Source organism: Actinokineospora guangxiensis, assembly GCF_042657845.1.
GTDB classification, from domain to species: Bacteria; Actinomycetota; Actinomycetes; order Mycobacteriales; family Pseudonocardiaceae; genus Actinokineospora; species Actinokineospora guangxiensis.
Window position 1 is genome coordinate 1 of sequence record NZ_JBHSKF010000014.1, and the last position, 23,019, is coordinate 23,019.

The following is a 23,019-nucleotide window of genomic DNA, read 5'->3' on the forward strand; positions in this document are numbered from 1 at the left end:
TGTTTCGGTGGTTATAGCGGCAGGGAAACGCCCGGTCCCATTCCGAACCCGGAAGCTAAGCCTGCCAGCGCCGATGGTACTGCACTCGTGAGGGTGTGGGAGAGTAGGACACCGCCGGACTTCTTTATGAGAAGGGGTTTGTGGGGGGACGCAGCATTGCTGCGCCCCGCCCACAAGCCCCTTTTCTGCGTCTGTCATCGTTGAGCGGGGCGGATGGGCCGCCCTGAGGTGCAGGAGGATTCGGTGTCGGAGTTCGGGCGACGCGACGACGGAGGCCGCGACCGCGGCGACCGCCGATCGGACCAGAGCCGCGGCGACCGCGGCGACCGCAAACCGCCGCGGCGCGACTCCGGCGACGGTCCCCGGGGACCCCGCTCCGACGACTCCCGCGATTCCCGCCCGCGCAGCGACGGCTACGACCGCAACCGCTCGCGCGACAAGGACTTCGGCAGGCGTGACTTCCGCGACGGCGACCGAGGTTCCCGCGGCGGCGACCGCGACTTCCGCGGCGACCGCCCGTCCGGCGACCGGTCTGGCTCGTACGGCTCCCGCGGCTCCTACGGTGGCCAGCGCGGCGAGCGCTCGGGTGAGCGCCGCTCCTTCGGCGGTGACCGTGAGCGCCGTTCCTACGGTGGCGACCAGGAGCGCCGTTCGTATGGGGGAGATCGCGAGCGCTCGTTCGGCGACCGCGGCGGCCGCTCCTTCGGCGACCGTGACCGCTCCGCTCGCGACGACCGCGGACCGCGTCGGGACGACCGCCCCTCCGGCGGCGGCTACCGGGGCGACCGCCCCTACCGCGACGACCGGGGCCGCGACGACCGTGGCGGGGACCGCTCCTACCGCAATGACCGTCCTGGCCGCGACGACCGCGGCGGCGATCGGGGTTACCGCGGCGACCGCAAGCCCAGCGATCGTCCAGGTGGCGACCGCAAGTTCGGTGACCGCCAGTACGGCGACAGGCAGGGCGGCGACCGCCGGTTCGGTGGTGACCGCAAGTACGGCGACCGCCCGGGTGGGGATCGCAGGTACGGCGACCGGCCGGACGGGGATCGCAAGTATGGGGACCGTCCAAGTGGGGACCGCAAGTACGGCGACAGGCCCAGTGGCGACCGCAAGTACGGGGACCGTCCGGGGGGTGACCGGAAGTTCGGTGACCGTGCGGGTGGGGATCGCAGGTATGGGGACCGTCCGGGGGGTGACCGGAAGTTCGGCGGTGAGCGCAAGTTCTCGGGGGACCGGGACTTCTCGCGCCGTGACGACCGTCCCCGCCAGGACCGGCCGTACCAGGACAATCGCGGTTCCGGGAGCGACCGGGGCTACCGCGATGACCGCGGCGGGCGCGATGACCGTGGCGGACGCGACGGTCGCGGCTTCGGTGACAATCGCGGGCCGCGCGACGACCGGGGTGCGCGTGAGGACCGCGGGTACCAGGGGGCGCGGGACGATCGTGGTGACCGTGGTGCCCGTGGTGACCGTGGCTACGGGGGATCGCGGGACGATCGCGGACCCCGCGCGTTCCGGGACGACCGTGGACCGCGTCCCCATCGTGACGACCGTGGGCCTCGCCGTGATGACCGCGGGCCCCGCTCGGATGACCGGGGTTCCCGCGGCGATGACCGTGGGCCTCGCGGCGACCGCGGATTCCAACGGGAAGAGCGGGGTTCCTGGCGCGACGACAGGGCGCCGCGGGCTCCGCGTGAAGAGCGTGTCGAGGCTGTCGCCGGAGAGCCGGTAGACGCCGCTGTTCCCGCTGAGGTGGGGGCCGAGGGCGTCCAGGGCGACGCGCAGGCCGTCGAGAGGGCTGTGGAGCAGGTCGGGGAGTTCGAGGACCGCAGGGAGCGGGAGCCGGACGTCCCCCAGGGCGCCGAGTACAGCGCGCTGGACGTCGAGGTGCGGGCCGGGCTGCGGAGCCTGCCCAAGACCCTCGCCGAGCGCGTGGGCAAGCACCTGGCCGCGGCCGGGCTGCTGATCGACGAGGACCCCGAGCGGGCACTCGTGCACGCGCGCTACGCCCGGTCCCGCGCCTCGCGGGTCAGTGTCGTGCGCGAGGCCACCGGGCTGACCGCCTACCACGCGGGGGAGTGGGCCGAGGCCCTCTCGGAGCTGCGCGCCGCTCGGCGCATGAGCGGCGGCGACCACCACCTGGCGGTGATGGCCGACTGCGAGCGCGCGCTGGGCAGGCCGGAGCGAGCCATCGAGCTGGCCAAGGAAGCGAGCCCCGATGTGACTGCGGACGTGGCCGTCGAGCTGCGCATCGTGGTGGCCGGGGCGCGCCGGGACATGGGGCAGCTGGACGCGGCCGTGGTGGGCCTGCAGGGCCCCGACCTCGACCCGAAGCGCCGCGACCCGTGGAGCGCCCGCCTCTTCTACGCCTACGCCGACAACCTCGCCGCCGCGGACCGCCAGGACGAGGCGATCCGCTGGTTCCTCAACGCCGCCCAGGCCGACGACGACAACGAGACCGACGCCCCGGAGCGCGCCTTCGAGCTGGGCGCCGACGAGTCCGCCGTCGCCGCCGCGCGCCAGGAGACGATCGTCGAGCTGATGGAGGACCCGGCCACGCGCAAGCGCACCGCACCGGCGGCCGTCCCCGCCGCCACCGCTGACGGTGCGCCCGGCAGTGCCAGCGCGGACAGCGCCGGTAGTGCTGCCAGCACGGACAGTGCGAGCAGCGCCGACAGTGCCGACAGTGCCGACAGTGCCGACAGCGCCGACGAGAGCCTGGACAGTGCGGACTCCGCGGATTCCCCGGACAGCGCCGAAAGGCCCCGAGAGTCCGAAGAGGACATCTCCTCCGACGGCGCTCGACCGCAGGACGACCCCGACCCCGAGGACGCCCCGCAGGCCGCGACCGACCACAAGGCCGACGAGGCGGACGCCCCGGAGGACGGCTCCCCGGCCGCTCCCGGGAGCGACCCCGAGGACGCCGCCCGCATCTCCGTGCCGTCCGCCGACCAGGACGGCCCCGCAGAGGGCGGCCGCTAGCCGATGGCCGGACGGCTGCTCGACACCTGCGACGCGCTCCTCGTCGACCTCGACGGCACGGTCTACCGGGGCGGCGAGGCCGTCCCGGGGGTGCCCGCCGCGCTCGACGCGGTGCGCGCCGATGGGGTGGCCGTCCGGTTCGTCACCAACAACGCCTCGCGGTCGCCCAGCGCGGTCGCCGCGCACCTCACCGGGCTCGGCATCACCGCCGACCCCGGCGAGGTGAGCACCAGCGCCCAGGCCGGCGCCCTGGTGCTCGCCGAGCACCTCGCCCCCGGCGCCGAGGTGCTGATCGTCGGCTCACCGGCGCTCGCCGACGAGGTGCGCGCCGTGGGCCTGGTCCCGACCGACCACGCTGGCCCGCGCACGGCTGCCGTCGTCCAGGGGCTCGCCCAGGACATCGCCTACCCGCTGCTCGCCGAAGCGACGGTCGCCGTGCGGGCGGGCGCGCTGTGGGTGGCGTGCAACGTCGACAAGACCATTCCGACCGAGCGCGGGCTGCTGCCCGGCAACGGGGCCTTGGTCGCCGCGGTACGCGAGGCCACCGACGCCGAGCCGGTGGTCGCGGGCAAGCCTGCCGCGCCGCTGATGGAGGCGTCCATCGCCGCATCGGGCGCGAAGGCGCCGCTGGTCGTCGGCGACCGGCTGGACACCGACATCGAAGGCGCCGCCGCCGTCGGCATCCCGTCGCTGTTCGTGCTCAGCGGTGTCGACACCCCGGCGAGCCTGCTCGCCGCCGAGCCGCACCGCAGGCCCACGCACGTCGCCCGGGACGTCGCGGGCGTCTTCCGCCCCGAAGCCGAGCTGGCGGTCGGCCCCAAGGCCGCCTGGTCGGTGGCCGGCGGCACGGTCCGCGGCGACGGCGACCCGCTCGACCTCCTGCGCGCCCTGTGCGCGGTGGCCTGGTCCACCGGCCTGCCCCGGCTGCGCGCCGACGGCGACGCGGCTGACCGCGCGCTGACGGCGCTGGGCCTGTCCATCAGCGCGATCGGTTAGCGTGGAGACGTGCACCCAGACTTCCCCCGCCCAGGACCGCCGCCTGCGCACGACGAGGCGATCGATGCCGCGGTCGCCGGGCTGACCGGTCTCGACGCCGTGCCCGTTGCCGAGCACGTGGAGCGGTTCGACACCGTGCACGTCGCGCTGACGGCGGCGCTCGCGAGCATCGACAAGGTCTGACGGTGCCCAGGAGGGCGCGGCTCGACGCCGAGCTGGTCCGCAGGGGGCTGGCCCGCTCCCGCGAGCACGCCGGGTCGCTGATCGCCGCGGGCCGGGTGAGCGTGCGGGGCTCCGTCGCCGCCAAGGCCGCCACCGGCGTGGAGTCCGATGTCGCGATCGTCGTCCGCGAGGACGCCGAGGACGAGAACTGGGCCTCTCGCGGCGCGCACAAGCTGATCGGGGCGCTCGACGCGTTCGCGCTCCCCGTCGAGGGCAAGCGCTGCCTGGACGCGGGCGCGTCCACCGGCGGCTTCACCGACGTCCTGCTGCGCCGCGGCGCGCGGCACGTGGTCGCCGCCGACGTCGGGCGCGGGCTGCTGGTGTGGCGCCTGCAGACCGACGAGCGGGTCACCGTGCTCGACCGCACCAACGTCCGCGCGCTGGAGCCCGCCGCCGTCGGCGAGCCGGTCGACCTGGTTGTGGCCGACCTGTCCTTCATCTCCCTGGGCATCGTGCTGCCCGCGCTGATGGCCTGTTCGGCCCCCGACGCCGACCTGCTGCCGATGGTCAAGCCGCAGTTCGAGGTGGGCAAGGAGCGCCTGGGCTCCGGTGGTGTCGTCCGCGACCCGGACCTGCGCGCCGAGGCGGTGCTGGGCGTGGTCGAGCAGGCGGCGCGGCTGGGCCTGCGCGCGCACGGCGTCGTCGCGAGCCCGCTGCCGGGCCCGTCGGGCAACGTCGAGTACTTCCTCTGGCTGCGCCGCGGCGAACCCGCCGACGCCGCGGAACTGGTCGCGACGGCCGTCCGGGAGGGGCCCGCGTGAACAAGGAGATCCTGCTGGTCGTCCACACAGGACGCGAAGAGAACCGGCGCACCGCCGAGGAGGTGGCCGCCCGGCTCGCCGGGGCGGGCATCCGGCTGCGCGCCCTGGACGACGAGGCCGCCGACCTCGACAGCTCCTGCTACAGCTCGGTCGTGCCGTTCGACGACGACGCCGCCCGCGGTGTCGACCTGGTCTTCGTCCTGGGCGGCGACGGCACGCTGCTGCGCGCGGCCGAGGCCGCCCGGCCCGCCGGGGTGCCGGTGCTCGGGGTCAACCTCGGCCGGGTCGGTTTCCTGGCCGAGGCCGAGCCCGAGGCGCTGGACGAGGCCGTGGCCCAGGTCACCGACGGCCGCTACCACGTCGAGGAACGGATGACCGTCGACGTCACCGCGAGGATCGGCGACCGCGTGCTGGCCCGCACCTGGGCGCTCAACGAGGCGAGCCTGGAGAAGTCCAGCCGCGAGCGCATCCTGGACGTGCGCATCGAGGTCGACGGCAGGCCGGTGTCCTCCTTCGGCTGCGACGGCGTGCTGTGCGCGACGCCGACCGGGTCCACCGCCTACGCCTACTCGGCGGGCGGGCCGATCGTGTGGCCCGACGTCAACGCCATGCTGGTGGTGCCCAGCAACGCCCACGCCATGTTCTCCCGGCCGCTGGTGGTCTCGCGGCGCTCGGTCGTCTCCGTGGAGGTCGCCCCCGACGGGCACCCGGCCGTGCTGTGCTGCGACGGCCGCCGCACCGTCGAGGTGCCGCCGGGGGCGCGGATGGAGGTCGTCGGGGGCAGCCTGCCGCTGCTGCTGGCCCGCCTGCGCGACGATCCGTTCACCGACCGGCTGGTGGACAAGTTCGATCTGCCGGTGCAGGGGTGGCGCTCGCGGTGAACGCCATCCCCACGCCCGGCCGCGACCAAGTAGGGTGCGCCGTGTGCTAGCCGAGATGCGCATCCAGGACCTCGGCGTGATCGACGAGGCCACGCTGGACCTGCACGCGGGGTTCACGGTGGTGACCGGGGAGACCGGGGCGGGCAAGACGATGGTCGTCACCGGCCTGCACCTGCTCTCCGGCGGCCGGGCCGAGACGTCGCGCGTCCGCAGCGGCAAGACCAAGGCCGTGGTCGAAGGCCGCTTCGAGAACCTCAGCGGAACCCGGGCGGCTGCCCTGGCGACCGAGGCGGGCGCCGAGCCCGACGAGGACGGCAGCCTGATCGCGCTGCGCAGCATCGCCACCGACGGCCGCTCCCGGGCCCACGTCGGCGGCCGCTCCGCGCCGGTCGGCCTGCTCTCCGACCTCGCCGACCACCTGATCGCCGTGCACGGCCAGAACGACCAGCTGCGCCTGCTGCGTCCCACCGAGCAGCGCGCCGTGCTCGACCGCTACGCGGGCGATGACATCGCCAAGGTGCTCACCCGCTACCGGTCCGTGCGCGAGGAGTGGGTCGCGGTCGCCGCCGAGCTCGCCGACCGCACCGCCCGCGCCCGCGAGCTGGCCCGCGAGGCCGACCTGCTCAAGCTGGGCGTGCAGGAGATCACCGCCGTCGACCCGCAGCCGGGCGAAGACGAGGAACTGGTTGTCCGCGCCCGCCGCCTTTCCGACGCCGAACAGCTGCGCGAGGCCGCCACCGGCGCGTCGTACGCGGTGTCGGGTTCCCCCGAGGGCGACCCGGACGTCCCCGGCGCGCTCGGCCTCATCGGCGAGGCGCAGCGGCGGCTCTCCGGCAGCGAGGACCCCCGGCTGCGCGAGCTGGAGCCGCGCCTGGTGGAGGCGGCGGTGCTGCTCACCGACATCGGCGCGGAGCTGACCTCGTACCTGGACTCGCTGGACGCCGACCCGTCCGCGCTGGAGCAGGTCCTGGCCCGGCAGGCCGAGCTGAAGTCCCTGACCCGCAAGTACGCCGCCGACATCGACGGCGTCATCGCCTGGGCGGCGTCGGCGTCGGAGAAGCTCGCCGGTCTGGACACCTCGGAGGAGGCCCTGACCGAACTCGCCGCTCGCCGCGACGCGCTGGCCGTCGAACTGGCGGGCATCGCCGCCGAGTTGAGCGAGGCGCGCGGGCACAGCGCCGAGGACCTGGGCAAAGAGGTGACCGACGAGCTGAGCGGCCTGGCGATGGGGCAGGCGAGCCTGCGGATCACCGTCCGCCCCAAGCCCGCCGACGCGACCGACCCGCACGGCATCGATGTCGACGGCGTCCGCCTGCACGCCGGTCCCGACGGCGTGGACGAGGTCGAACTCCTCCTCATCGCCCACGACGGCGCCCAGCCGCTGCCGGTGCACAAGGGCGCCTCCGGCGGCGAGCTGTCCAGGGTGATGCTGGCGATCGAGGTCGTCCTCGCCCACACCGACCCGGTCCCGACGCTCGTCTTCGACGAGGTCGACGCGGGCGTCGGCGGGCGCGCGGCGGTGGAGATCGGCCGCCGCCTGGCCCGGCTGGCCCGCAGCCACCAGGTCATCGTGGTCACGCACCTGGCCCAGGTCGCCGCCTTCGCCGACCGGCACCTGGTGGTCGACAAGAGCGCGGCGGGCGGGGTGACCCGCAGCGACGTCCGCACCCTGGACGAGAGCCAGCGCGTGATCGAGCTGGCCCGCATGCTCGCCGGGATGGAGTCCACCGAGTCCGGCCGCGCCCACGCCGAGGAGCTGCTGGCCCTGGCCGACGGGGAGAAGCACGACCAGTCGCTCTCCGGCAGGCCGCGCCCGTCCCGGTCCAAGCGCCGACCGACCTGAGCAGGCCCGGCGACCGTCCGCACCAGCGCCGCTCACCCGTATGGGGGGTGGACCACCCGGTCTGGTGCGGCGTGGCACCCCGGCGCGCCCGCGAACCTTTGTCACCATCGCGGCATGAAGCTGCCCGGACTGCTCAACCGATCTCAGCAGACCCTGCCCGGGGTGATCGGCATCGCCCGGGTGGACCGCCGCTCCGGTGACCTGCTCAAGCGCCTCTCCCCGGGCGACGTCGCCGTCCTCGACCAGCTCGACCTCGACCGCGCCACCGCCGACGCCCTGGTCTCCGCCGAGGTGGTCGGGGTGGTCAACGCCTCGCCGTCGATCTCGGGGCGGTTCCCCAACCTCGGGCCCGAGGTGCTGCTCGCGGCCGGGGTCCCGCTCATCGACAACGTCGGCGCCGAGGCGCTGCGCGCGATCCGCGAGGGCAGCAGGCTCCGGCTGCACGAGGGCGGGGTCTTCATCGGGGAGCGCGAGGTCGCGCAGGGGACCAGGCAGACGCCGGACTCCGTCGCCGATCAGATGATCGAGGCGAAGGCGGGGATGTCGGCGCAGCTGGAGGCTTTCTCGGCCAACACGATCGAGTTCCTGCGACGAGAGCGCACGCTCATCCTCGACGGGGTCGGGGTGCCGGAGCTGGAGACGGCGATGCGGGAGCGGCAGGTGCTCATCGTCGCCCCCGGGCACGAGCACGTCGCCGACCTGAAGCGGCTCAAGCGCTACATCGCCGAGCACAAGCCGGTGCTGGTCGGGGTCGAGGCCGGGGCGGACACGCTGCGGGCGCTCAAGCACAAGCCGGACATCATCGTCGGCAACCCCGACGGGATCAGCACCGACACGCTGCGGTGCGGGGCCGAGGTCGTCGTCCCGGCCTACACCGACGGGCACGCGCCGGGGCTGCCGCGCATCCAGGACCTGGGCATCGGGGCGGTGACCTTCCCGTCGTCGGGCAACTCCGAGGACCTGGCGCTGCTGCTGGCCGACACCCACCACGCGAGCCTGGTCGTCACCGTCGGGTTCCAGGCGACGCTGCGGGAGTTCCTGGACCGGGGCCGGTCCGGGTCCAACCCGTCCACCTTCCTCACCCGGCTCCGACTGGGCGGCAAGCTGGTCGACGGCAAGGCCGTCGCCACCCTGCACCGCAGCCGCGTCTCCGCGGGCGCGGTGGCGCTGCTGGTGCTCGCCGCGGCGGCCGCCGTCGTCGCCGCGCTCGCGGTGTCCGGGGTGGGCGGCGCCTACTTCGACTGGGCCGCAGGCGTCTGGAACTCGATTGTCGATTGGGCCAAGGGGCTGTTCTCGTGATCTCGCTGCGCTACCACGTCATCTCCATCGCCGCGGTGTTCCTCGCGCTGGCCGTGGGCGTCGTGCTCGGTTCGACAACGCTGAGCCGGACCCTGCTGTCCGGGCTGTCGTCGGAGAACAGCGACCTCGGCACCGAGGTCAACCAGCTCTCGGCCGAGCGCACGGCGCTCACCGGGCAGCTGGCCGAGGCCGACGCGTTCGCCGCGGCGGTCGGGCCGATGGCCGTGCGCGGCGCGCTCGACAAGCGCACCGTCGTGCTGATCACCACCCCCGACGCGCGTCCCGAGGACCGCGACGGCGTCAGCGAGATGGTCAAGGCCGCGGGCGGCATCGTGACCGGTGAGGTCACCCTCAGCGACGCCTTCGGCGACCAGGCGCGTGCCGACGAGCTGAAGGAGATCGCCATGCGGCTGCTGCCCGCGGGCGTGCAGCTGCCCGCGGCGACCGACCCCGGCACGCTGGCGGGCGGGCTGCTCGGGCCGGTCCTGCTGATCTCCAAAGAGGACAACAAGCCGCAGGCCAGCGCCGAGGAGTCCGCGGCCGCGCTGACCGGCCTCGCCGACGGCGGATTCCTCAAGGCCACCCCGGACATCAAGCCCGCCCAGCTCGCCGTCGTCATCACCGGCGGGGCCAACACCGGCGACGCCGCGGGCGACCGGGCCGCCACGATCGCCCGCTTCGCCACCCAGGTCGACCGCTCCGGCGCGGGCGCCGTCCTGGTGGGCGGCAGGGGATCGGCCGACGGCACGGGCGCCATCGGCGCGGTCAGGGTCGACACCGCCGCGACATCGGTGCTGTCCACCGTGGACAACGCCGACTCCCCGGCGGGCCGGGTGGTCACGGTGATGGCGCTGGTCGAGCAGCTGGACGGTCAGGCGGGCCGCTACGGCATCGCGGGCACCGCGCAGGGCGTCGCGCCGGGGGCTCCGCAGGAATAGCCGGGCGGGGTGAATGTGGCGAATCGACGGTCAAATCGGTAGCCGGTTGTACGCGCGTCGGGCACGAATGGCTGAAACCGATTCTCGAACGGGTGCGGGGAGTTCCTGACTGGTTCGGAGCGGGCAGAGCGCGCCGATTATCGAGCAGAACACCGCTCGAACAAAGGGGATCCGTCATGTTCAGAAGAATCGGCGCGCTCACGGCACTGGTCATGGTCGCGGGCGCGGTCCCGGCCGCCGCGTCCAATCCGGCCGGGGTGGCTGACGCGGGCTCGGCGAGCTACACCCGCAACGGCAGCGACATCGCCATCGCGCCCCTGGCCCCCTGCGCGGTCGAGGGGCCGACCACCGCGAGCGCGGGCCTCCAGACCGGCTCCGGCGTCAAGTTCACCAGTGCCACCTCCTCCTGCGAGACCACCGTGCTCGACCCCGACGCCGACACCACCAAGACCGTCTCGAAGGCCAGCGGCACCGGCTTCGAGCTCTCGGCGCTGGTGCTGGAGGGCGGGCCCAGGATCCGCATCGCCAACTGGCAGGTGACCTGCACGGCCACCGACCAGGGCACCAACGTCGGCTGGTCCTTCAGCGGCATGTCCGGCCTGGCCGCCCTGCCCAACCCCGTCCCGCAGAACTACGTGCGCGAGATCAAGAAGTCCAACGGCACGCTCCTGGCGACCGCGACCTTCAACGGCATCCGGTTCCCGTCCCCGAACGACGGCAGCATCGCCATGACGCTGCTGCGCATCGAGTTCGCCCCCGACTCGGACCTGGCGGGCGAGGTCGTGCTCGGCGACACCGCGTGCTCGCCGACCCCGTGATCTGAGGCTGTCCGGGCCCGCGCTGCGTCGGGGCCCCGTGGTGTTAGGGTGGACTTCCGTGGACCTGCGGCCGAACCGGCCGCGGACGGATACCGGACACCACGGGAGCCCCGTTGCAGCACGCTCGGACGACCAAGCACGTCTTCGTCACCGGAGGTGTCGCCTCCTCGCTGGGCAAGGGGCTCACCGCGTCGAGCCTCGGCCAGCTGCTCACCGCCCGCGGCCTGCGGGTGACCATGCAGAAGCTCGACCCCTACCTCAACGTCGACCCCGGGACGATGAACCCGTTCCAGCACGGCGAGGTGTTCGTCACCGACGACGGGGCCGAGACCGACCTGGACATCGGCCACTACGAGCGGTTCCTGGACCGCGCGCTGGCCGCCAACGCCAACGTGACCACCGGGCAGGTCTACTCCGCGGTGATCGCCAAGGAGCGCCGCGGCGAGTACCTGGGCGACACCGTGCAGGTCATCCCGCACATCACCGACGAGATCAAGCACCGCATCCGCTCGATGGCCGAGCCCGACGGCTCCGGCATCACCCCGGACGTGGTCATCACCGAGGTCGGCGGCACCGTCGGCGACATCGAGTCGCTGCCCTTCCTGGAGGCCTGCCGCCAGGTCCGCCACGACGTCGGCCGCGACAACGTGTTCTTCCTGCACGTCTCGCTGGTGCCCTACCTGGCCCCGTCCGGCGAGCTGAAGACCAAGCCCACCCAGCACTCGGTGGCCGCGCTGCGCAACATCGGCATCCAGCCCGACGCGATCGTCTGCCGCGCCGACCGGGAGATCCCGGACGGCCTCAAGCGCAAGATCGCGCTCATGTGCGATGTGGAGACCGACGCCGTCGTGGCCGCCCCCGACGCCCCCTCGATCTACGACATCCCGCGCGTGCTGCACCGCGAGGGCCTCGACGCCTACGTCGTGCGCCGGCTGGACCTGCCCTTCCGCGACGTCGACTGGGCGGTGTGGGGCGACCTGCTCGACCGCGTGCACAAGCCCAAGGAGACGGTGAGGATCGCGCTGGTCGGCAAGTACGTCGACCTGCCCGACGCCTACCTGTCGGTGACCGAGGCGCTGCGCGCGGGCGGGTTCGCCCACCGGGCCAAGGTGGAGATCCGCTGGGTGCCGTCGGACACCTGCGGCACCCCGGCGGGCGCGGCGGCGGCGCTGTCCGATGTGGATGGCGTGCTGGTGCCCGGCGGCTTCGGCGTGCGCGGCATCGAGGGCAAGATCGGCGCGATCTCCTACGCCAGGACCAACAAGGTGCCCGTGCTCGGCCTGTGCCTGGGCATGCAGTGCATGGTGATCGAGACGGCCCGCTCGCTGGCGGGCATCGGTGACGCCGACTCCACCGAGTTCGACGAGCAGACCAAGAACCCGGTCATCTCCACCATGGCCGACCAGCAGGACGTGGTCGCAGGCGAGCGCGACATGGGCGGCACCATGCGCCTGGGCTCCTACCCTGCGGTGCTGGCCGCCGGGTCGATCACCGCCGAGGTCTACGGCGCGCGCGAGGTCACCGAGCGCCACCGCCACCGCTACGAGGTCAACAACGCCTACCGGGACAAGCTGGTCAAGGCCGGGCTGGTGTTCTCCACCTCCCCGGACGGGCGCCTGGTCGAGTTCGCCGAGCTGCCCCGCAAGGTCCACCCGTTCTTCGTCGGCACCCAGGCCCACCCCGAACTCAAGAGCCGCCCCACCCGCCCGCACCCGCTGTTCGCCGGCTTCATCAAGGCGGCCGTGGACCACCTGCGGGCCCAGCGCCTGCCGGTTGAGCTGGACGAGACCACCTCGGAGAAGGTCAACGCATGACGGATCGGCATGTTTTCGAGGTCGTCGCCAGCCGCGACGTGCACGTCGGGCGCATCCTGGCCCTGCGGGTGGACGACGTCCGCATGCCCGGCGGGGCGGTGCACAGCCGCGAGGTGGTCGAGCACCTGGGCGCGGTCGCGGTGGCCGCGGTGGACGATGAGGGCCGCGTCGCCCTTGTCCACCAGTACCGGCACCCGATGGGCAAGCGGCTCTGGGAGCTGCCTGCCGGGCTGATCGACCACGCGGGCGAGGACCCGCTGGGCACGGCCAAGCGGGAGCTGGTCGAGGAGGCCGGGCTGGAGGCCGCGGACTGGGCGGTGCTGGTCGACGTCGCCGCGTCGCCGGGCTTCACCGACGAGCTGCTGCGCGTCTACCTGGCCACCGGCCTGACCGAGACCGAGCGCGTGCACATGGGCGAGGAGGAGGCGGACCTGGAGGTCCACCGCGTCCCGCTCGGCGAGGCGATGCACATGGTGCTGGCCGGTGAGGTGATCAACGCCGCCGCCGTCGCGGGCATCCTCGCCGCGCACACCGCACTCGTGGGCCGCGCGCCGACCCGGCCCGCCGACGCGCCGTGGGACGACCGGCCGACCGCGTTCACCGACCGCGTCGCTAATCGCTGAGCAGGCGGCCTTCGGCATCGGTCTGGTCGCGGCCGACGAGCAGGATGATGCCGTCGATCAAGCACCAGATGCCGAAGCCGCCGCAGGTCAGCAGCTGGGCGACGGCGATGCCGTAGTGGCCGGTGTAGAAGCGGCCCGCGCCGAGCGGGACCAGGATCTGCAGCAGCCCGGCGGCCAGCTTCGACTTCGGCGAGTAGACGACCGGCGGCGGCGCGTAGGGCGGCGGGTACATGGGCACCGCGCCGTAGGCGGGCGGCGGCATCGGCGGCGGCGGCGGAGCGGCCCACATCGGCGGGGCCATGAAGGGCGGGTACGGGGCGGGCAGGTCGGCGAACAGGGCGCGCAGGTCGCCCCTGGTCACGGCCGTCGTCACGGCGTCGACGCGCTGCTCGTACTCGTCGATCTGAAGCCTGCCCGCGCCGAAATGCTCGCCGAGGACGCGCATCGCGTCCTCGCGCTCGGCCGTGCCGATCCGCAGCGCGTCGCCTCCACCTTCACCCACGATGACCACGATACGGAGACGTCCGGCGGTGCGCGGGGGTTCCGGTCGGCGCGCCGGACTACCCTCGGCGCCGTGGCGTCCTCCCGCGTCGAGCACGTCGTGCACGGCTACCTCGACCACCTCGCTGTCGAGCGCGGCACCTCGGCGAACACCCTCGACGGCTACACCCGCGACCTGCGCCGCTACCGCGACCACCTGGCCGCCGACGGGGTCGAGGACATGGCGGAGGTCACCGAGCGCCACGTCTCCGGGTTCCTCGCCGCGCTGCGCGAGGGCACGGCGGACCACCCCCCGCTTGCCGCGTCGTCGGCGGCGCGCGCCCTGGTCGCCGTGCGCGGGCTGCACCGCTTCGCCGTGCTCGACGGGATCACCGCGCACGACCCGGCGCGCGCGGTCAAGCCGCCCACCCCGCCGCGCAGGCTGCCCAAGGCGCTGCCGGTCGACGACGTGCTGAAGCTGCTGGACACCCCGGTGCAGGACGGTCCCGGCGGGCTGCGCGACCGGGCGCTGCTGGAGCTGCTGTACTCGACCGGCGCGCGCATCTCCGAGGCCGTCGGCCTCGACGTGGACGACGTCGACGCGACCGACCGGGCGGTGCGCCTGGACGGCAAGGGCGGCAAGCAGCGGATCGTGCCGGTCGGGCGCCCGGCGCTGGCCGCGCTGGAGGCCTACCTGGTGCGCGGGCGCCCGGTGCTGGCCTCGGGGGGCCGCGGTTCGCCCGCGGTGTTCCTCAACGTGCGGGGCGGCAGGCTCTCGCGGCAGAGCGCCTGGGCGGCGCTGAAGACCGCGGCCGACGCCGCCGGGATCTCCGCGGAGGTGTCCCCGCACACCCTGCGCCACTCCTTCGCCACGCACCTGCTCGAAGGCGGCGCCGACGTGCGGGTCGTGCAGGAGCTGCTGGGGCACGCGTCGGTGACGACCACGCAGATCTACACGCTGGTGACGGTGACGACGCTGCGCGAGGTCTACGTCAGCGCCCACCCGAGAGCCTTGGGGTGAGCACCGGGGTGGGGTAGGTTCTGAATCGTGCCCACCTCAGTGCCTTCCGACCGTCCCGTCCGCTGGGGCCTGCTCGGAGCCGGCGGGATCGCCGGCACCGTCGGCGCCGACATCGCCGCGTCGCCGCACAGCGAGGTCGCCGCCGTCGGCGCCCGCGACCTCGACCGCGCCCGCAGGCTGGCCGACCGACTCGGCGCGCCGCGCGCCTACGGCTCCTACGCGGAACTGGTCGCCGACCCCGAGTTGGACGTCGTCTACGTCGCCACCACCCACGCCCAGCACCACGAGCACGCGCTGCTGGCCATCGAGGCGGGCAAGCCCGTCCTGGTGGAGAAGGCGTTCACCCTGACCAAGGCCCAGGCCGACGAGGTCATCGCCGCCGCGGCCGGCAACGACGTCTTCTGCATGGAAGCCATGTGGATGCGGATGAACCCGCTGGTGATCCGCGCGCTGGAGATGGTGCGCGGCGGCGCGATCGGGCGCGTCCTGAGCGTCACCGCCGACCACGGGCAGCGCTTCCCCTTCGACGCCGGGCACCGGCTGTTCGACCTCGGCGCGGGCGGCGGCGCGCTGCTGGACCTGGGCGTGTACTCGGCGACCTTCGCCTGGATGTTCCTCGGCGAGCCCGCGTCGGTGACGACCACCGGTCACCTGTCGCCGACCGGCTCGGACTCGACGCTGGCCATGCAGTGGAACTACGAGGACGACCGCTACGCCCATGTGACCTGCACCACCGAGTCGTCGACGCCGTGCGAGGGCACCGTCGTCGGCACCGACGGCTGGCTGCGCCTGGGCTACCCCTTCTACAAGCCCAGCGAGCTGCGGGTGAGCACCCGCGCCGCGGGCACCGAGGTGCTGACCGAGGCGCTGCCGGGCAACGGCTACGGGCCGCAGGTCGCCGAGGTCGAGCGCTGCCTGCGGGCGGGGCTGCCGCAGAGCCCGCTGGTCCCGCTCGCCGAGACCGCGGCGATCATGGGGCTGATGGACGAGGCGCGTGCTGACCTGGGGGTGCGTTACCCGGCTGATGGCTGACAGCGGGCCCGCCTCGGTCTACCCTCTCCGGCCATGACCGGTGTCGACGAGCCGAGCGAGCTGAGACTGGCCGCCGTGCTGGCCGCGTTCAGCGACCCGACCAGGCTCGCCGTGGTGGCCCAGCTGACGGCCGCCCAGGAGATGCCGTGCGGTGCGCTGGCGGTGTCGGTGGCGAAGTCGACGCTGTCGCAGCACCTGCGGGTGCTGCGCGAGGCGGGGATCACCCACACCCGGCCGGACGGCACCCAGCGCCTGCTGTCGGTGCGCCGCGGCGACCTGGACAAAGCCTTCCCCGGCCTGCTCGACGCGGTCCTCGGCGCGCTCACGAGCGCGAACGTTTAAGCAGGGCCTTCCCCGGCGAGCCGCGTTGGTGGGTCACCCGTGCGCACCTACGCTGCGGTAAGACCGATCGCAGGCGACAAGGAGCTAGATCGCCATGTCGACAATTCCGACTCCGGGCGCCCGGCACGGCGGCACGGTGGGCACGGTCGAGCTGTCCATCGCGCCGCGCGCAGCGTCCGACGCCGACGACGAGCTGCTCGACGACGTCTCGACCAACGGCACCGGCCCCGGCGGGCGGCCCAAGCGCCACATCCCCGAGCCGCCGCTGCTGGAGCGGCACGGCCCGGCGCGGGTGCTGGCGATCTGCAACCAGAAGGGCGGGGTCGGCAAGACCACGTCCACCATCAACCTCGGCGCGGCGCTCACCGAGTTCGGCCGCCGCGTGCTGCTGGTCGACTTCGATCCCCAGGGCGCGCTGTCGGTCGGCCTCGGCATCCCCGCCCACCAGCTCGACAAGACCATCTACAACGCGCTGATCGGCCAGACCATCGACCTGCGCGACGTCGTGCTGCGCACCTGCGTCGAGAACATGGACCTGCTGCCCAGCAACATCGACCTCTCCGCGGCCGAGGTGCAGCTGGTGTCCGAGGTCGGCCGCGAGCACGCCCTGCTGCGCACCCTGCGCCCGATCGTCGCCGAGTACGACTTCGTGCTGGTCGACTGCCAGCCCTCGCTCGGCCTGCTCACCGTCAACGCCCTCGCCGCCGCCGACGGCGTGCTCATCCCGCTGGAGTGCGAGTTCTTCAGCCTGCGCGGGGTGGCGCTGCTCATCGACACCATCGACAAGGTGCGCGAGCGGCTCAACCCGAAGCTCGCCATCACCGGCATCCTCGCCACCATGTTCGACCCGCGCACGCTGCACTCCCGCGAGGTGATGGCGCGCGTGGTCGAGGCCTTCGGCGAGACCGTGTTCGACAGCGTCATCAACCGGACCGTCCGGTTCCCGGAGACCACCGTGGCCGGGGAGCCGATCACCACGTGGGCGCCGCGCTCGGCGGGCGCGCGCGCCTACCGCCAGCTGGCCCGCGAGGTGATCGCCCGGTGACCGACGGCAGTCCGGGCGCCACCCCCAGGCAGAAGCACGACGCCAAGATCACCGTCTACGTCTCCGGCGAGGAGCTGCTGGCCCTGGAGCACGCCCGGCTGGCGCTGCGCGCCCAGCACGGGGTGGCCGTCGACCGCGGCCGGGTGGTGCGCGAAGCTGTGGCCGTGATGCTCGCCGACCTGCAGGACAACGGAGCCGACTCGATGCTGGTCCGGCGGCTGCGCCGGGACAGCGAGCCGTGACGCTGGTGTCCGACCAGCCAGTGCCCGACCAGCCAGCGCCGGACCCGCCGGTGGCCGCGGCGCCCGACCCGCCCGCGCCCCCCGACGGCCGGTTCACGGTGCGGCTGGCGAACTTCGAGGGCCCGTTCGACCTGCTGCTCCAGCTCATCTCGCAGCACCAGCTCGACGTCACCGAGGTCGCCCTGCACCGGGTCACCGACGACTTCATCGTCCACATCCGGGCCATGGGCTCGGAGTGGAGCCTGGACGAGACCACCGAGTTCCTGGTCATCGCCGCGACGCTGCTCGACCTCAAGGCGGCCCGGCTGCTGCCCGCGGGCGACGTCGAGGACGAGGACGACCTGGCGCTGCTGGAGGCCAAGGACCTGCTCTTCGCCCGGCTGCTGCAATACCGGGCGTACAAGCAGGTCGCGGCGCTGTTCAGCGAGCTGGAAGCCGGAGCGCTGCGCCGGTACCCGCGCTCGGTCGCGCTGGAGGACCGCTTCCAGGAGCTGCTGCCGGAGGTGATGCTCGGCGTCGACCCGACCCGGTTCGCCGACATCGCCGCCGTCGTGTTCCGGCCCAAGCCGCCGCCCACGGTCTCCATCGACCACCTGCACATGGGGAAGGTGTCGGTCAGGGAGACCGCGGCCCTGCTGCGCGTGCGCCTGGCCGAGCTGGGCACCGCGACCTTCGCCGAGCTGACCTCGGACTGCGAGCACACGATGGAGGTCGTGGCGCGCTTCCTGGCGCTGCTGGAGCTGTACCGGGAAGCCACCGTCCTCTTTGAACAGGCCGACCCGCTCGGCGAACTGCGCGTGGAGTGGACCGGCGGCACCGTCGACGACGTCAGGGCGGCGTCGGCGGCGAGCGCGCCGGACGAGGAAGAGGAGTACGGGTGACCCCCGAGTCCCAGGAGTCAGAGCCTCAGGTGTCAGAGCCTCAGGAGTCAGGGCCTCAGGTGTCAGGGCCTCAGGTGTCAGGGCCCCAGGAGACCCCGCCGGAGGCCGACGAGGACCTGGTCCCGGTCGGCGACGAGCCGCCGCTGGCCGACGAGGACACCCTCGACGCCGCGCTCGAAGCCGTCCTCCTGGTGGTCGACTCGCCGGTGGACGAGGACTCCCTGGCGGGCGCCCTCGGCGAGAAGGTCCCGCGGGTGCGCAAGGCGCTGCGCAGGCTGGCCGACGGCTACGCCCTGCGCCGCTCCGGCATCGACCTGCGGCGCACCGGTGAGGGCTGGCGGTTCTACACCCGCGACGTCTACGCCCCCTACGTCGAGAAGCTGCTGCTCGACGGCCAGCGCAGCAAGCTCACCAGGGCCGCTTTGGAGACGCTGGCGGTCATCGCCTACCGTCAGCCGGTGACGCGCTCGCGGGTGGCGGCGGTGCGCGGGGTGAACGTCGACGGCGTGATGCGGACCCTGGTGGTCCGCGGTCTGGTCGAGGAGACGGGCACCGACCCCGACACCGGCGGCCACCTGTACCGCACAACCGAGTTGTTCCTGGAGCGGTTGGGGCTGTCCTCGCTGGCGGACCTGCCCCCGATCGCCCCGCTGTTGCCAGAAGTGGATGCGATCGACGATGTCGGATAAGACCGCCAACGAGGGAATCCGCCTGCAGAAGGTGCTCTCCCAGGCCGGAGTGGCCTCACGGCGCGCCGCCGAGGACCTGATCGACCAGGGCAGGGTGAGCGTGGACGGCAAGGTCGTCCGCGAGCAGGGCAAGCGGGTGGACCCGCTGACCGCGGCGATCCACGTCGACGGGATGCGCGTCAACGTGCGCGAGGACCGGGTGTACCTGGCGCTGAACAAGCCGCGCGGCGTGCACACCACGATGGAGGACGACCAGGGCCGCCCCTGCGTCGGTGACTACCTGCGCAACCGGGCCGAGCGCCTCTTCCACGTCGGCAGGCTCGACGCCGACACCGAGGGCCTGCTGCTGCTGACCAACGACGGCGAGCTGGCCCACCGGCTCATGCACCCCTCCTACGGGGTGAAGAAGACCTACCTGGCCGAGGTGCCCGCGCCGGTCGGCCGCGACGTCGGCAAGACGCTGCGCGGCGGCGTCGTGCTGGAGGACGGGCCCGCGAAGGTCGACTCGTTCAAGCTGGTCGACAACTTCGGCAACCGCGCGCTGGTCGAGGTCGTGATCCACGAGGGCCGCAAGCACATCGTGCGCCGCCTGCTGGACGAGGTCGGCCACCCGGTGCACAGCCTGGTCCGCACCCGCATCGCCGACGTCGCGCTGGGCAACCAGCGGCCGGGGGCGATCCGGGCGCTGAACCGCAACGAGGTCGGCTCCCTGTACTCCGCGGTGGGCCTGTAGCCGGTGCTGAGCCCCATCGCGCGCGGTTGGGTGGTGCGCGCCGAGGTCCCCGGACCCGACGTGGACGAGTTCGCCGACGAGCCGAAGGTGACCGCCGCGCTGGCCCGCGCGGGGGAGGGGACGCTGCTGGCCGTGCAGCACCCGCACCGCACCCCGCGGGCGCTGGCCGCGGGCCTGACGCTGGAGCAGGCGCTGCCGGAAGCGCGCACGGCACTGCGGACGCTGACCCGCAGGGCCTACCGGCCGGTGTCCGACGTGGTCGCCGCCTACCAGGTCGACGGGCCGGACGGCTCGGCGTCGGGCGTGCTGTGCATGGTCGACCCGAAGGCCGTGGGGTCGCGGTTCGTCCGGCACAGCGAGGACGTCTACCCGGGGGTCGTCGCCGAGCGGGCCCGCGTGCTCACCGGCCTCGGCTGCGCCACCAGCGCGGCGCTGCTCGTGCCGGTGCACGGCGGCGACGCGCTGACGGCGGCGGTCACCGGCGCGATCACCGGCTCGCCCGATGTGTCCACCGTGGACACCTCAGGGCGCAGGCACCGCCTGTGGCTGCTGGAATCCCCGGAGCTGCTGGCCGCCGCGTCGGCCGCGCCGCTGATGGTGGCCGACGGCAACCACCGCGTCGCCGCGGCCGAGCGCGCCGGTGGGCTGCTCGCCTTCGTCACCGCGGGTCCCGACCTGCGCATCCGGGCCTTCCACCGCGCGCTGAGCGGCATCTCCCCGGACGCGCTGCGCGCCGCCTGGGCGCACCTGGACCCGCGCTCGGCGCCGGAGGCCATGCCGCCGACCCGGCCCGGCACGCTGGTCGCCCACCTCGGCCCCGACCGGTACGCGATCACGCTGCCCGGCTCCGGGATCGACCACGCCGCCGTGGAGACGATGCTGGAGCGGGCGGGCATCGATCCGGCCGGCCCGCTGGTCCGCCCGTTCCCGGACGGCCGCGAGCCCGCCGATGCCGACGCGCTGCTCTACCTCGCCCCGGTGCCCTTGGCCGATGTCCTCGCCGTGCACGCGGCGGGCCAGCGGATGCCGCGCAAGAGCACGTTCTTCACCCCGAAGCCCCGCAGCGGCCTGCTCCTCGCCTCCCTGGAGAGCGCGGCAGGCTAGGCCGTGCCCCACATCGGAAACACGGCCTAGGCCTGGGGCTGCGCGGGCTTCATCCGCTTGTAGAGCGCCAGCGACACCGGTTCGACCACGCGGGCCGCGATCGGCCCGATGATCGCCATCAGCAGCACGTACGCCGTCGCCAGCGGGGCGAGTTGGCTGTCGACGGCGCCCGCGCTCACCGCCAGGCCCGCGATGACGATGGAGAACTCCCCGCGCGCGACCAGTGCCGCGCCCGCCCGCGCCCGGCCCATCCGCGCGATGCCCTGCTGCCGCGCGGCGAACCAGCCGGTGGCGATCTTGGTGATGGTGGTGATGACCGCCAGCGCGATCGCGTAGCCCAGCACCGGCGGGATCTGCTGGGGGTCGGTGTTGAGGCCGAACACCACGAAGAACACGGCGGCGAACAGGTCGCGCAGCGGCTCCAGCAGTTTGGTCGCGTTCTCGGCGGTGGACCCGGAGATCGCGATGCCGAGCAGGAACGCCCCGACCGCGGCCGAGACCTGCAGCTGCGAGGCGATGCCCGCCACCAGCAGCGCCGCGCCCAGCACCCGCAGCAGGAACACCTCGGGCTCGGGGCTGTCGACCACCATGGACACGAACCGGCCGAAGCGCAGCGCGATCACCAGCACGATCGTGATCGCGACCAGCGAGATGCCGACCGCGGTCAGCCCGCCCATCAGCGTCGCGCCCGCCAGCAGCGCGGTGAGGATGGGCAGGTAGACCGCCATCGCCAGGTCCTCGAACACCAGGATCGACAGCACGACCGGGGTTTCCCGGTTGCCGAGGCGGCCGAGGTCGCCGAGGACCTTCGCGACGATGCCGGAGGAGGAGATGTAGGTGACGCCCGCCATGGCGAGCGCGCCGACCGGGCCCCAGCCGAGCAGCAGCGCCACGACGACGCCCGGGGTGGCGTTGAGGACGATGTCGAGCACGCCCGCCAGCCACGACCGCTTCAGGCCGGTCACCAGCTCGGCCGCCGAGTACTCCAGGCCCAGCAGCAACAGCAGCAGGACGACGCCGATCTCCCCGGCGATCTCGGTGAAGGGCTCGATGCCCTCCAGCGGGACCAGCCCGCCGGCCCCGAAGGCGAGACCGCCGATCAGATACAGCGGGATGGGGGAGATGCCGATCCGCCACGCCAGCCTGCCGAGCAGGCCGAGGCCGAAGAAGACCGCCCCGAGCTCAATCAACGAGATCGCGGTGTGATGCACTCCGGGGGCCCCTCAGCCGGTTTCGAGAACTTCGACGGCCTTGGCCAGCCCCTCGGCCGTGCCGACCGTCACCAGCATGTCCCCGCCGGAGAGCCGGAAGTCCGGCCGCGGTGAGGGGTGGACGGTGCCGCCGCGCACGACCGCGACCACCGACACGGCGGTGCGGGTGCGCAGGGCGGTGTCGCCCAGGGTGCGCCCGTCGAAGGGGGAGGCGGGGGCCAGCGGCAGCTGCCGAGTGGTGACGCCGGTCACCTCGCGGTGCTGCTCCTCCAGCTGGGCCACCAGGTGCGGCGCGCCGAGCAGGTTCGCCAGCGCGCCGGACTCCTCGACGGTGAGCGGGATGGAGGCCACGCACGAGTCGGGATCGTCGCGCTTGGAGACGATAAGGTCGAAATGTCCGTCTCTATAGGTGATGACTCCGATGCGGCGGCCCGATTTGGCCACGAAGTCCTGACGCGTGCCTATCCCGGGCAGCGGGGTCACCTCGACGTTCACCACACCACCGTAACAACCGGGGCGTCGGATTCGTTCCGGACCGGGGGAAACGCGCTGTCGAAAAGCGCGGTGAGCCGCGGCAGGGGCGGGACGGGGCCACCGCGCGGCTCCGGGGCGGCGAGGTGGCACTCGCACCCGAGGTCGGCGACCTCGGGGACGGCGTCGGCCAGCGAGCCCCAGCCGGGATGGCCGTCGGCGGACCAGCCGCCCGCCAGCGCCCGCACCTTCGGCACGTCGGCGAGGGTGTCCGGGTCGGTGACCGCGCGCTCGACCGCGCCGGGGCCCAGCGACAGCAGCCAGAGGCCGAAGTCCCAGTAGGCGTCGTCGGTGAGCGCGCTGCCGAGGATGACCCGCCCGGCGGCGCGCAGCCCGGCCGTGTCGACGCGGACGGCGGACAGGTGGTGGTGGAAGTCGGGGGTGCAGGGCGCGGGCAGGCGCAGCAGCTCGGTCACCACGTACTCGGTGCGCTCGCGCTCGGTGGGACGCTCCGAGGCCCGCCGCAGCAGGTCCCAGAACGCGTCCCGTGTCATCCCCATGCGGATCATGCTCACACAAACCACTGAC

25 protein-coding genes and 1 rRNA gene are annotated in these 23,019 nt (G+C 73.5%); 22 read left to right on the forward strand and 4 right to left on the reverse strand.

Translation table 11 applies throughout. From position 1 onward, the window contains the following. Positions 1-3: 3 nt before the first annotated feature. The 13 genes from rrf to ACFPM7_RS23290 all read left to right on the forward strand — a co-directional run bounded on the left by rrf (position 4) and on the right by ACFPM7_RS23290 (position 13,180). Positions 4-120: ribosomal RNA gene (rrf, locus tag ACFPM7_RS23230) — 5S ribosomal RNA — on the forward strand. A gap of 1,132 nt (positions 121-1,252) precedes the next feature. Beyond that, positions 1,253-1,735 carry a hypothetical protein gene (locus ACFPM7_RS23235; protein WP_378249849.1) on the forward strand — a complete coding sequence of 161 codons (483 nt, stop codon included), beginning with the start codon at positions 1,253-1,255 and terminating at the stop codon, positions 1,733-1,735. A gap of 20 nt (positions 1,736-1,755) precedes the next feature. Continuing rightward, positions 1,756-2,985: a tetratricopeptide repeat protein gene (locus tag ACFPM7_RS23240; RefSeq protein ID WP_378249850.1), complete on the forward strand. Its 1,230-nt coding sequence runs from the start codon at positions 1,756-1,758 to the stop codon at positions 2,983-2,985. A 3-nt stretch (positions 2,986-2,988) separates the two neighbouring features. Continuing rightward, positions 2,989-3,981, forward strand: coding sequence for an HAD-IIA family hydrolase (locus tag ACFPM7_RS23245; protein WP_378249851.1), 993 nt, complete (start codon positions 2,989-2,991; stop codon positions 3,979-3,981). Between the two features lie 9 nt (positions 3,982-3,990). Next, positions 3,991-4,164: a hypothetical protein gene (locus tag ACFPM7_RS23250; protein WP_378249852.1), complete on the forward strand. Its 174-nt coding sequence runs from the start codon at positions 3,991-3,993 to the stop codon at positions 4,162-4,164. A 2-nt stretch (positions 4,165-4,166) separates the two neighbouring features. After that, positions 4,167-4,964 carry a TlyA family RNA methyltransferase gene (locus ACFPM7_RS23255; protein ID WP_378249853.1) on the forward strand — a complete coding sequence of 266 codons (798 nt, stop codon included), beginning with the start codon at positions 4,167-4,169 and terminating at the stop codon, positions 4,962-4,964. Further along, positions 4,961-5,845 carry an NAD kinase gene (locus ACFPM7_RS23260; RefSeq protein WP_378249854.1) on the forward strand — a complete coding sequence of 295 codons (885 nt, stop codon included), beginning with the start codon at positions 4,961-4,963 and terminating at the stop codon, positions 5,843-5,845. Before ACFPM7_RS23255 ends, ACFPM7_RS23260 begins: the two co-directional genes overlap by 4 nt. A gap of 43 nt (positions 5,846-5,888) precedes the next feature. Then, the gene (recN, locus tag ACFPM7_RS23265; protein WP_378249855.1) at positions 5,889-7,688 is read left to right on the forward strand and encodes a DNA repair protein RecN; all 1,800 of its coding nucleotides are present in this window, start codon (positions 5,889-5,891) and stop codon (positions 7,686-7,688) included. A gap of 114 nt (positions 7,689-7,802) precedes the next feature. After that, positions 7,803-8,987, forward strand: a complete 1,185-nt coding sequence (gene steA / locus ACFPM7_RS23270) for a putative cytokinetic ring protein SteA (protein WP_378249856.1) — start codon at positions 7,803-7,805, stop codon at positions 8,985-8,987. Next, a complete protein-coding gene (locus tag ACFPM7_RS23275) occupies positions 8,984-9,925 on the forward strand; it encodes a copper transporter (RefSeq protein WP_378249857.1) in 942 nt (313 codons plus the stop codon). Before steA ends, ACFPM7_RS23275 begins: the two co-directional genes overlap by 4 nt. A 176-nt stretch (positions 9,926-10,101) precedes the next feature. Next, entirely contained in the window at positions 10,102-10,743 is a 642-nt protein-coding gene (locus ACFPM7_RS23280; RefSeq protein ID WP_378249858.1) for a hypothetical protein, read from the forward strand. A 113-nt stretch (positions 10,744-10,856) separates the two neighbouring features. Then, on the forward strand, positions 10,857-12,557 hold the full coding sequence (locus ACFPM7_RS23285) for a CTP synthase (RefSeq protein WP_378249859.1): 1,701 nt from the start codon (positions 10,857-10,859) through the stop codon (positions 12,555-12,557). Then, a complete protein-coding gene (locus ACFPM7_RS23290; protein ID WP_378249860.1) occupies positions 12,554-13,180 on the forward strand; it encodes an NUDIX domain-containing protein in 627 nt (208 codons plus the stop codon). The genes ACFPM7_RS23285 and ACFPM7_RS23290 overlap by 4 nt, the downstream gene beginning before the upstream one ends. Here the strand turns inward: ACFPM7_RS23290 and ACFPM7_RS23295 are convergent. Then, positions 13,170-13,682 carry a DUF1707 domain-containing protein gene (locus tag ACFPM7_RS23295; protein WP_378249861.1) on the reverse strand — a complete coding sequence of 171 codons (513 nt, stop codon included), beginning with the start codon at positions 13,680-13,682 and terminating at the stop codon, positions 13,170-13,172. The genes ACFPM7_RS23290 and ACFPM7_RS23295 overlap by 11 nt on opposite strands. A gap of 72 nt (positions 13,683-13,754) precedes the next feature. On the opposite strand from ACFPM7_RS23295, the gene xerD reads away from it, so the two are divergent. The 9 genes from xerD to ACFPM7_RS23340 all read left to right on the forward strand — a co-directional run bounded on the left by xerD (position 13,755) and on the right by ACFPM7_RS23340 (position 20,749). After that, complete coding sequence (gene xerD, locus ACFPM7_RS23300) at positions 13,755-14,681, forward strand: site-specific tyrosine recombinase XerD (RefSeq protein ID WP_378249862.1); 927 nt, start codon at positions 13,755-13,757, stop codon at positions 14,679-14,681. A gap of 27 nt (positions 14,682-14,708) precedes the next feature. Beyond that, a complete protein-coding gene (locus tag ACFPM7_RS23305; RefSeq protein ID WP_378249863.1) occupies positions 14,709-15,713 on the forward strand; it encodes a Gfo/Idh/MocA family protein in 1,005 nt (334 codons plus the stop codon). A 33-nt stretch (positions 15,714-15,746) separates the two neighbouring features. Then, complete coding sequence (locus ACFPM7_RS23310) at positions 15,747-16,055, forward strand: ArsR/SmtB family transcription factor (protein WP_378249864.1); 309 nt, start codon at positions 15,747-15,749, stop codon at positions 16,053-16,055. 94 nt (positions 16,056-16,149) lie between these two features. Next, complete coding sequence (locus ACFPM7_RS23315; protein WP_378249865.1) at positions 16,150-17,100, forward strand: ParA family protein; 951 nt, start codon at positions 16,150-16,152, stop codon at positions 17,098-17,100. Beyond that, positions 17,097-17,342 (forward strand): hypothetical protein, encoded by a 246-nt coding sequence (locus ACFPM7_RS23320; protein ID WP_378249866.1) that lies wholly within the window; start codon positions 17,097-17,099, stop codon positions 17,340-17,342. Before ACFPM7_RS23315 ends, ACFPM7_RS23320 begins: the two co-directional genes overlap by 4 nt. 50 nt (positions 17,343-17,392) lie before the next feature. Continuing rightward, positions 17,393-18,223, forward strand: a complete 831-nt coding sequence (locus ACFPM7_RS23325; RefSeq protein ID WP_378250021.1) for a segregation and condensation protein A — start codon at positions 17,393-17,395, stop codon at positions 18,221-18,223. Then, positions 18,220-18,912, forward strand: a complete 693-nt coding sequence (gene scpB / locus ACFPM7_RS23330) for an SMC-Scp complex subunit ScpB (RefSeq protein ID WP_378249867.1) — start codon at positions 18,220-18,222, stop codon at positions 18,910-18,912. The genes ACFPM7_RS23325 and scpB overlap by 4 nt, the downstream gene beginning before the upstream one ends. Then, entirely contained in the window at positions 18,902-19,645 is a 744-nt protein-coding gene (locus ACFPM7_RS23335; protein WP_378249868.1) for a pseudouridine synthase, read from the forward strand. The genes scpB and ACFPM7_RS23335 overlap by 11 nt, the downstream gene beginning before the upstream one ends. A 3-nt stretch (positions 19,646-19,648) precedes the next feature. Further along, complete coding sequence (locus ACFPM7_RS23340; protein ID WP_378249869.1) at positions 19,649-20,749, forward strand: DUF1015 family protein; 1,101 nt, start codon at positions 19,649-19,651, stop codon at positions 20,747-20,749. 26 nt (positions 20,750-20,775) lie between these two features. On the opposite strand, the gene ACFPM7_RS23345 is transcribed toward ACFPM7_RS23340, so the two are convergent. From ACFPM7_RS23345 to ACFPM7_RS23355, 3 genes are read right to left on the reverse strand one after another with little or no spacing between them, the layout of a single operon-like run. After that, on the reverse strand, positions 20,776-21,960 hold the full coding sequence (locus ACFPM7_RS23345) for a cation:proton antiporter (RefSeq protein WP_378249870.1): 1,185 nt from the start codon (positions 21,958-21,960) through the stop codon (positions 20,776-20,778). A 12-nt stretch (positions 21,961-21,972) separates the two neighbouring features. Next, positions 21,973-22,455 (reverse strand): cation:proton antiporter regulatory subunit, encoded by a 483-nt coding sequence (locus tag ACFPM7_RS23350; RefSeq protein WP_378249871.1) that lies wholly within the window; start codon positions 22,453-22,455, stop codon positions 21,973-21,975. Further along, complete coding sequence (locus ACFPM7_RS23355) at positions 22,452-22,991, reverse strand: DUF4240 domain-containing protein (protein WP_378249872.1); 540 nt, start codon at positions 22,989-22,991, stop codon at positions 22,452-22,454. Before ACFPM7_RS23355 ends, ACFPM7_RS23350 begins: the two co-directional genes overlap by 4 nt. Positions 22,992-23,019: the final 28 nt, after the last annotated feature.

Coding starts and splice junctions, on each gene's coding strand:
- steA (WP_378249856.1), top strand. CDS start 7,803: ATGAAGCTGCCCGGACTGCTCAACCGATCTCAGCAGACCCTGCCCGGG.
- ACFPM7_RS23355 (WP_378249872.1), bottom strand. CDS start 22,991: ATGGGGATGACACGGGACGCGTTCTGGGACCTGCTGCGGCGGGCCTCG.
- ACFPM7_RS23245 (WP_378249851.1), top strand. CDS start 2,989: ATGGCCGGACGGCTGCTCGACACCTGCGACGCGCTCCTCGTCGACCTC.
- ACFPM7_RS23310 (WP_378249864.1), top strand. CDS start 15,747: ATGACCGGTGTCGACGAGCCGAGCGAGCTGAGACTGGCCGCCGTGCTG.
- ACFPM7_RS23335 (WP_378249868.1), top strand. CDS start 18,902: ATGTCGGATAAGACCGCCAACGAGGGAATCCGCCTGCAGAAGGTGCTC.
- ACFPM7_RS23315 (WP_378249865.1), top strand. CDS start 16,150: ATGTCGACAATTCCGACTCCGGGCGCCCGGCACGGCGGCACGGTGGGC.
- ACFPM7_RS23280 (WP_378249858.1), top strand. CDS start 10,102: ATGTTCAGAAGAATCGGCGCGCTCACGGCACTGGTCATGGTCGCGGGC.
- ACFPM7_RS23290 (WP_378249860.1), top strand. CDS start 12,554: ATGACGGATCGGCATGTTTTCGAGGTCGTCGCCAGCCGCGACGTGCAC.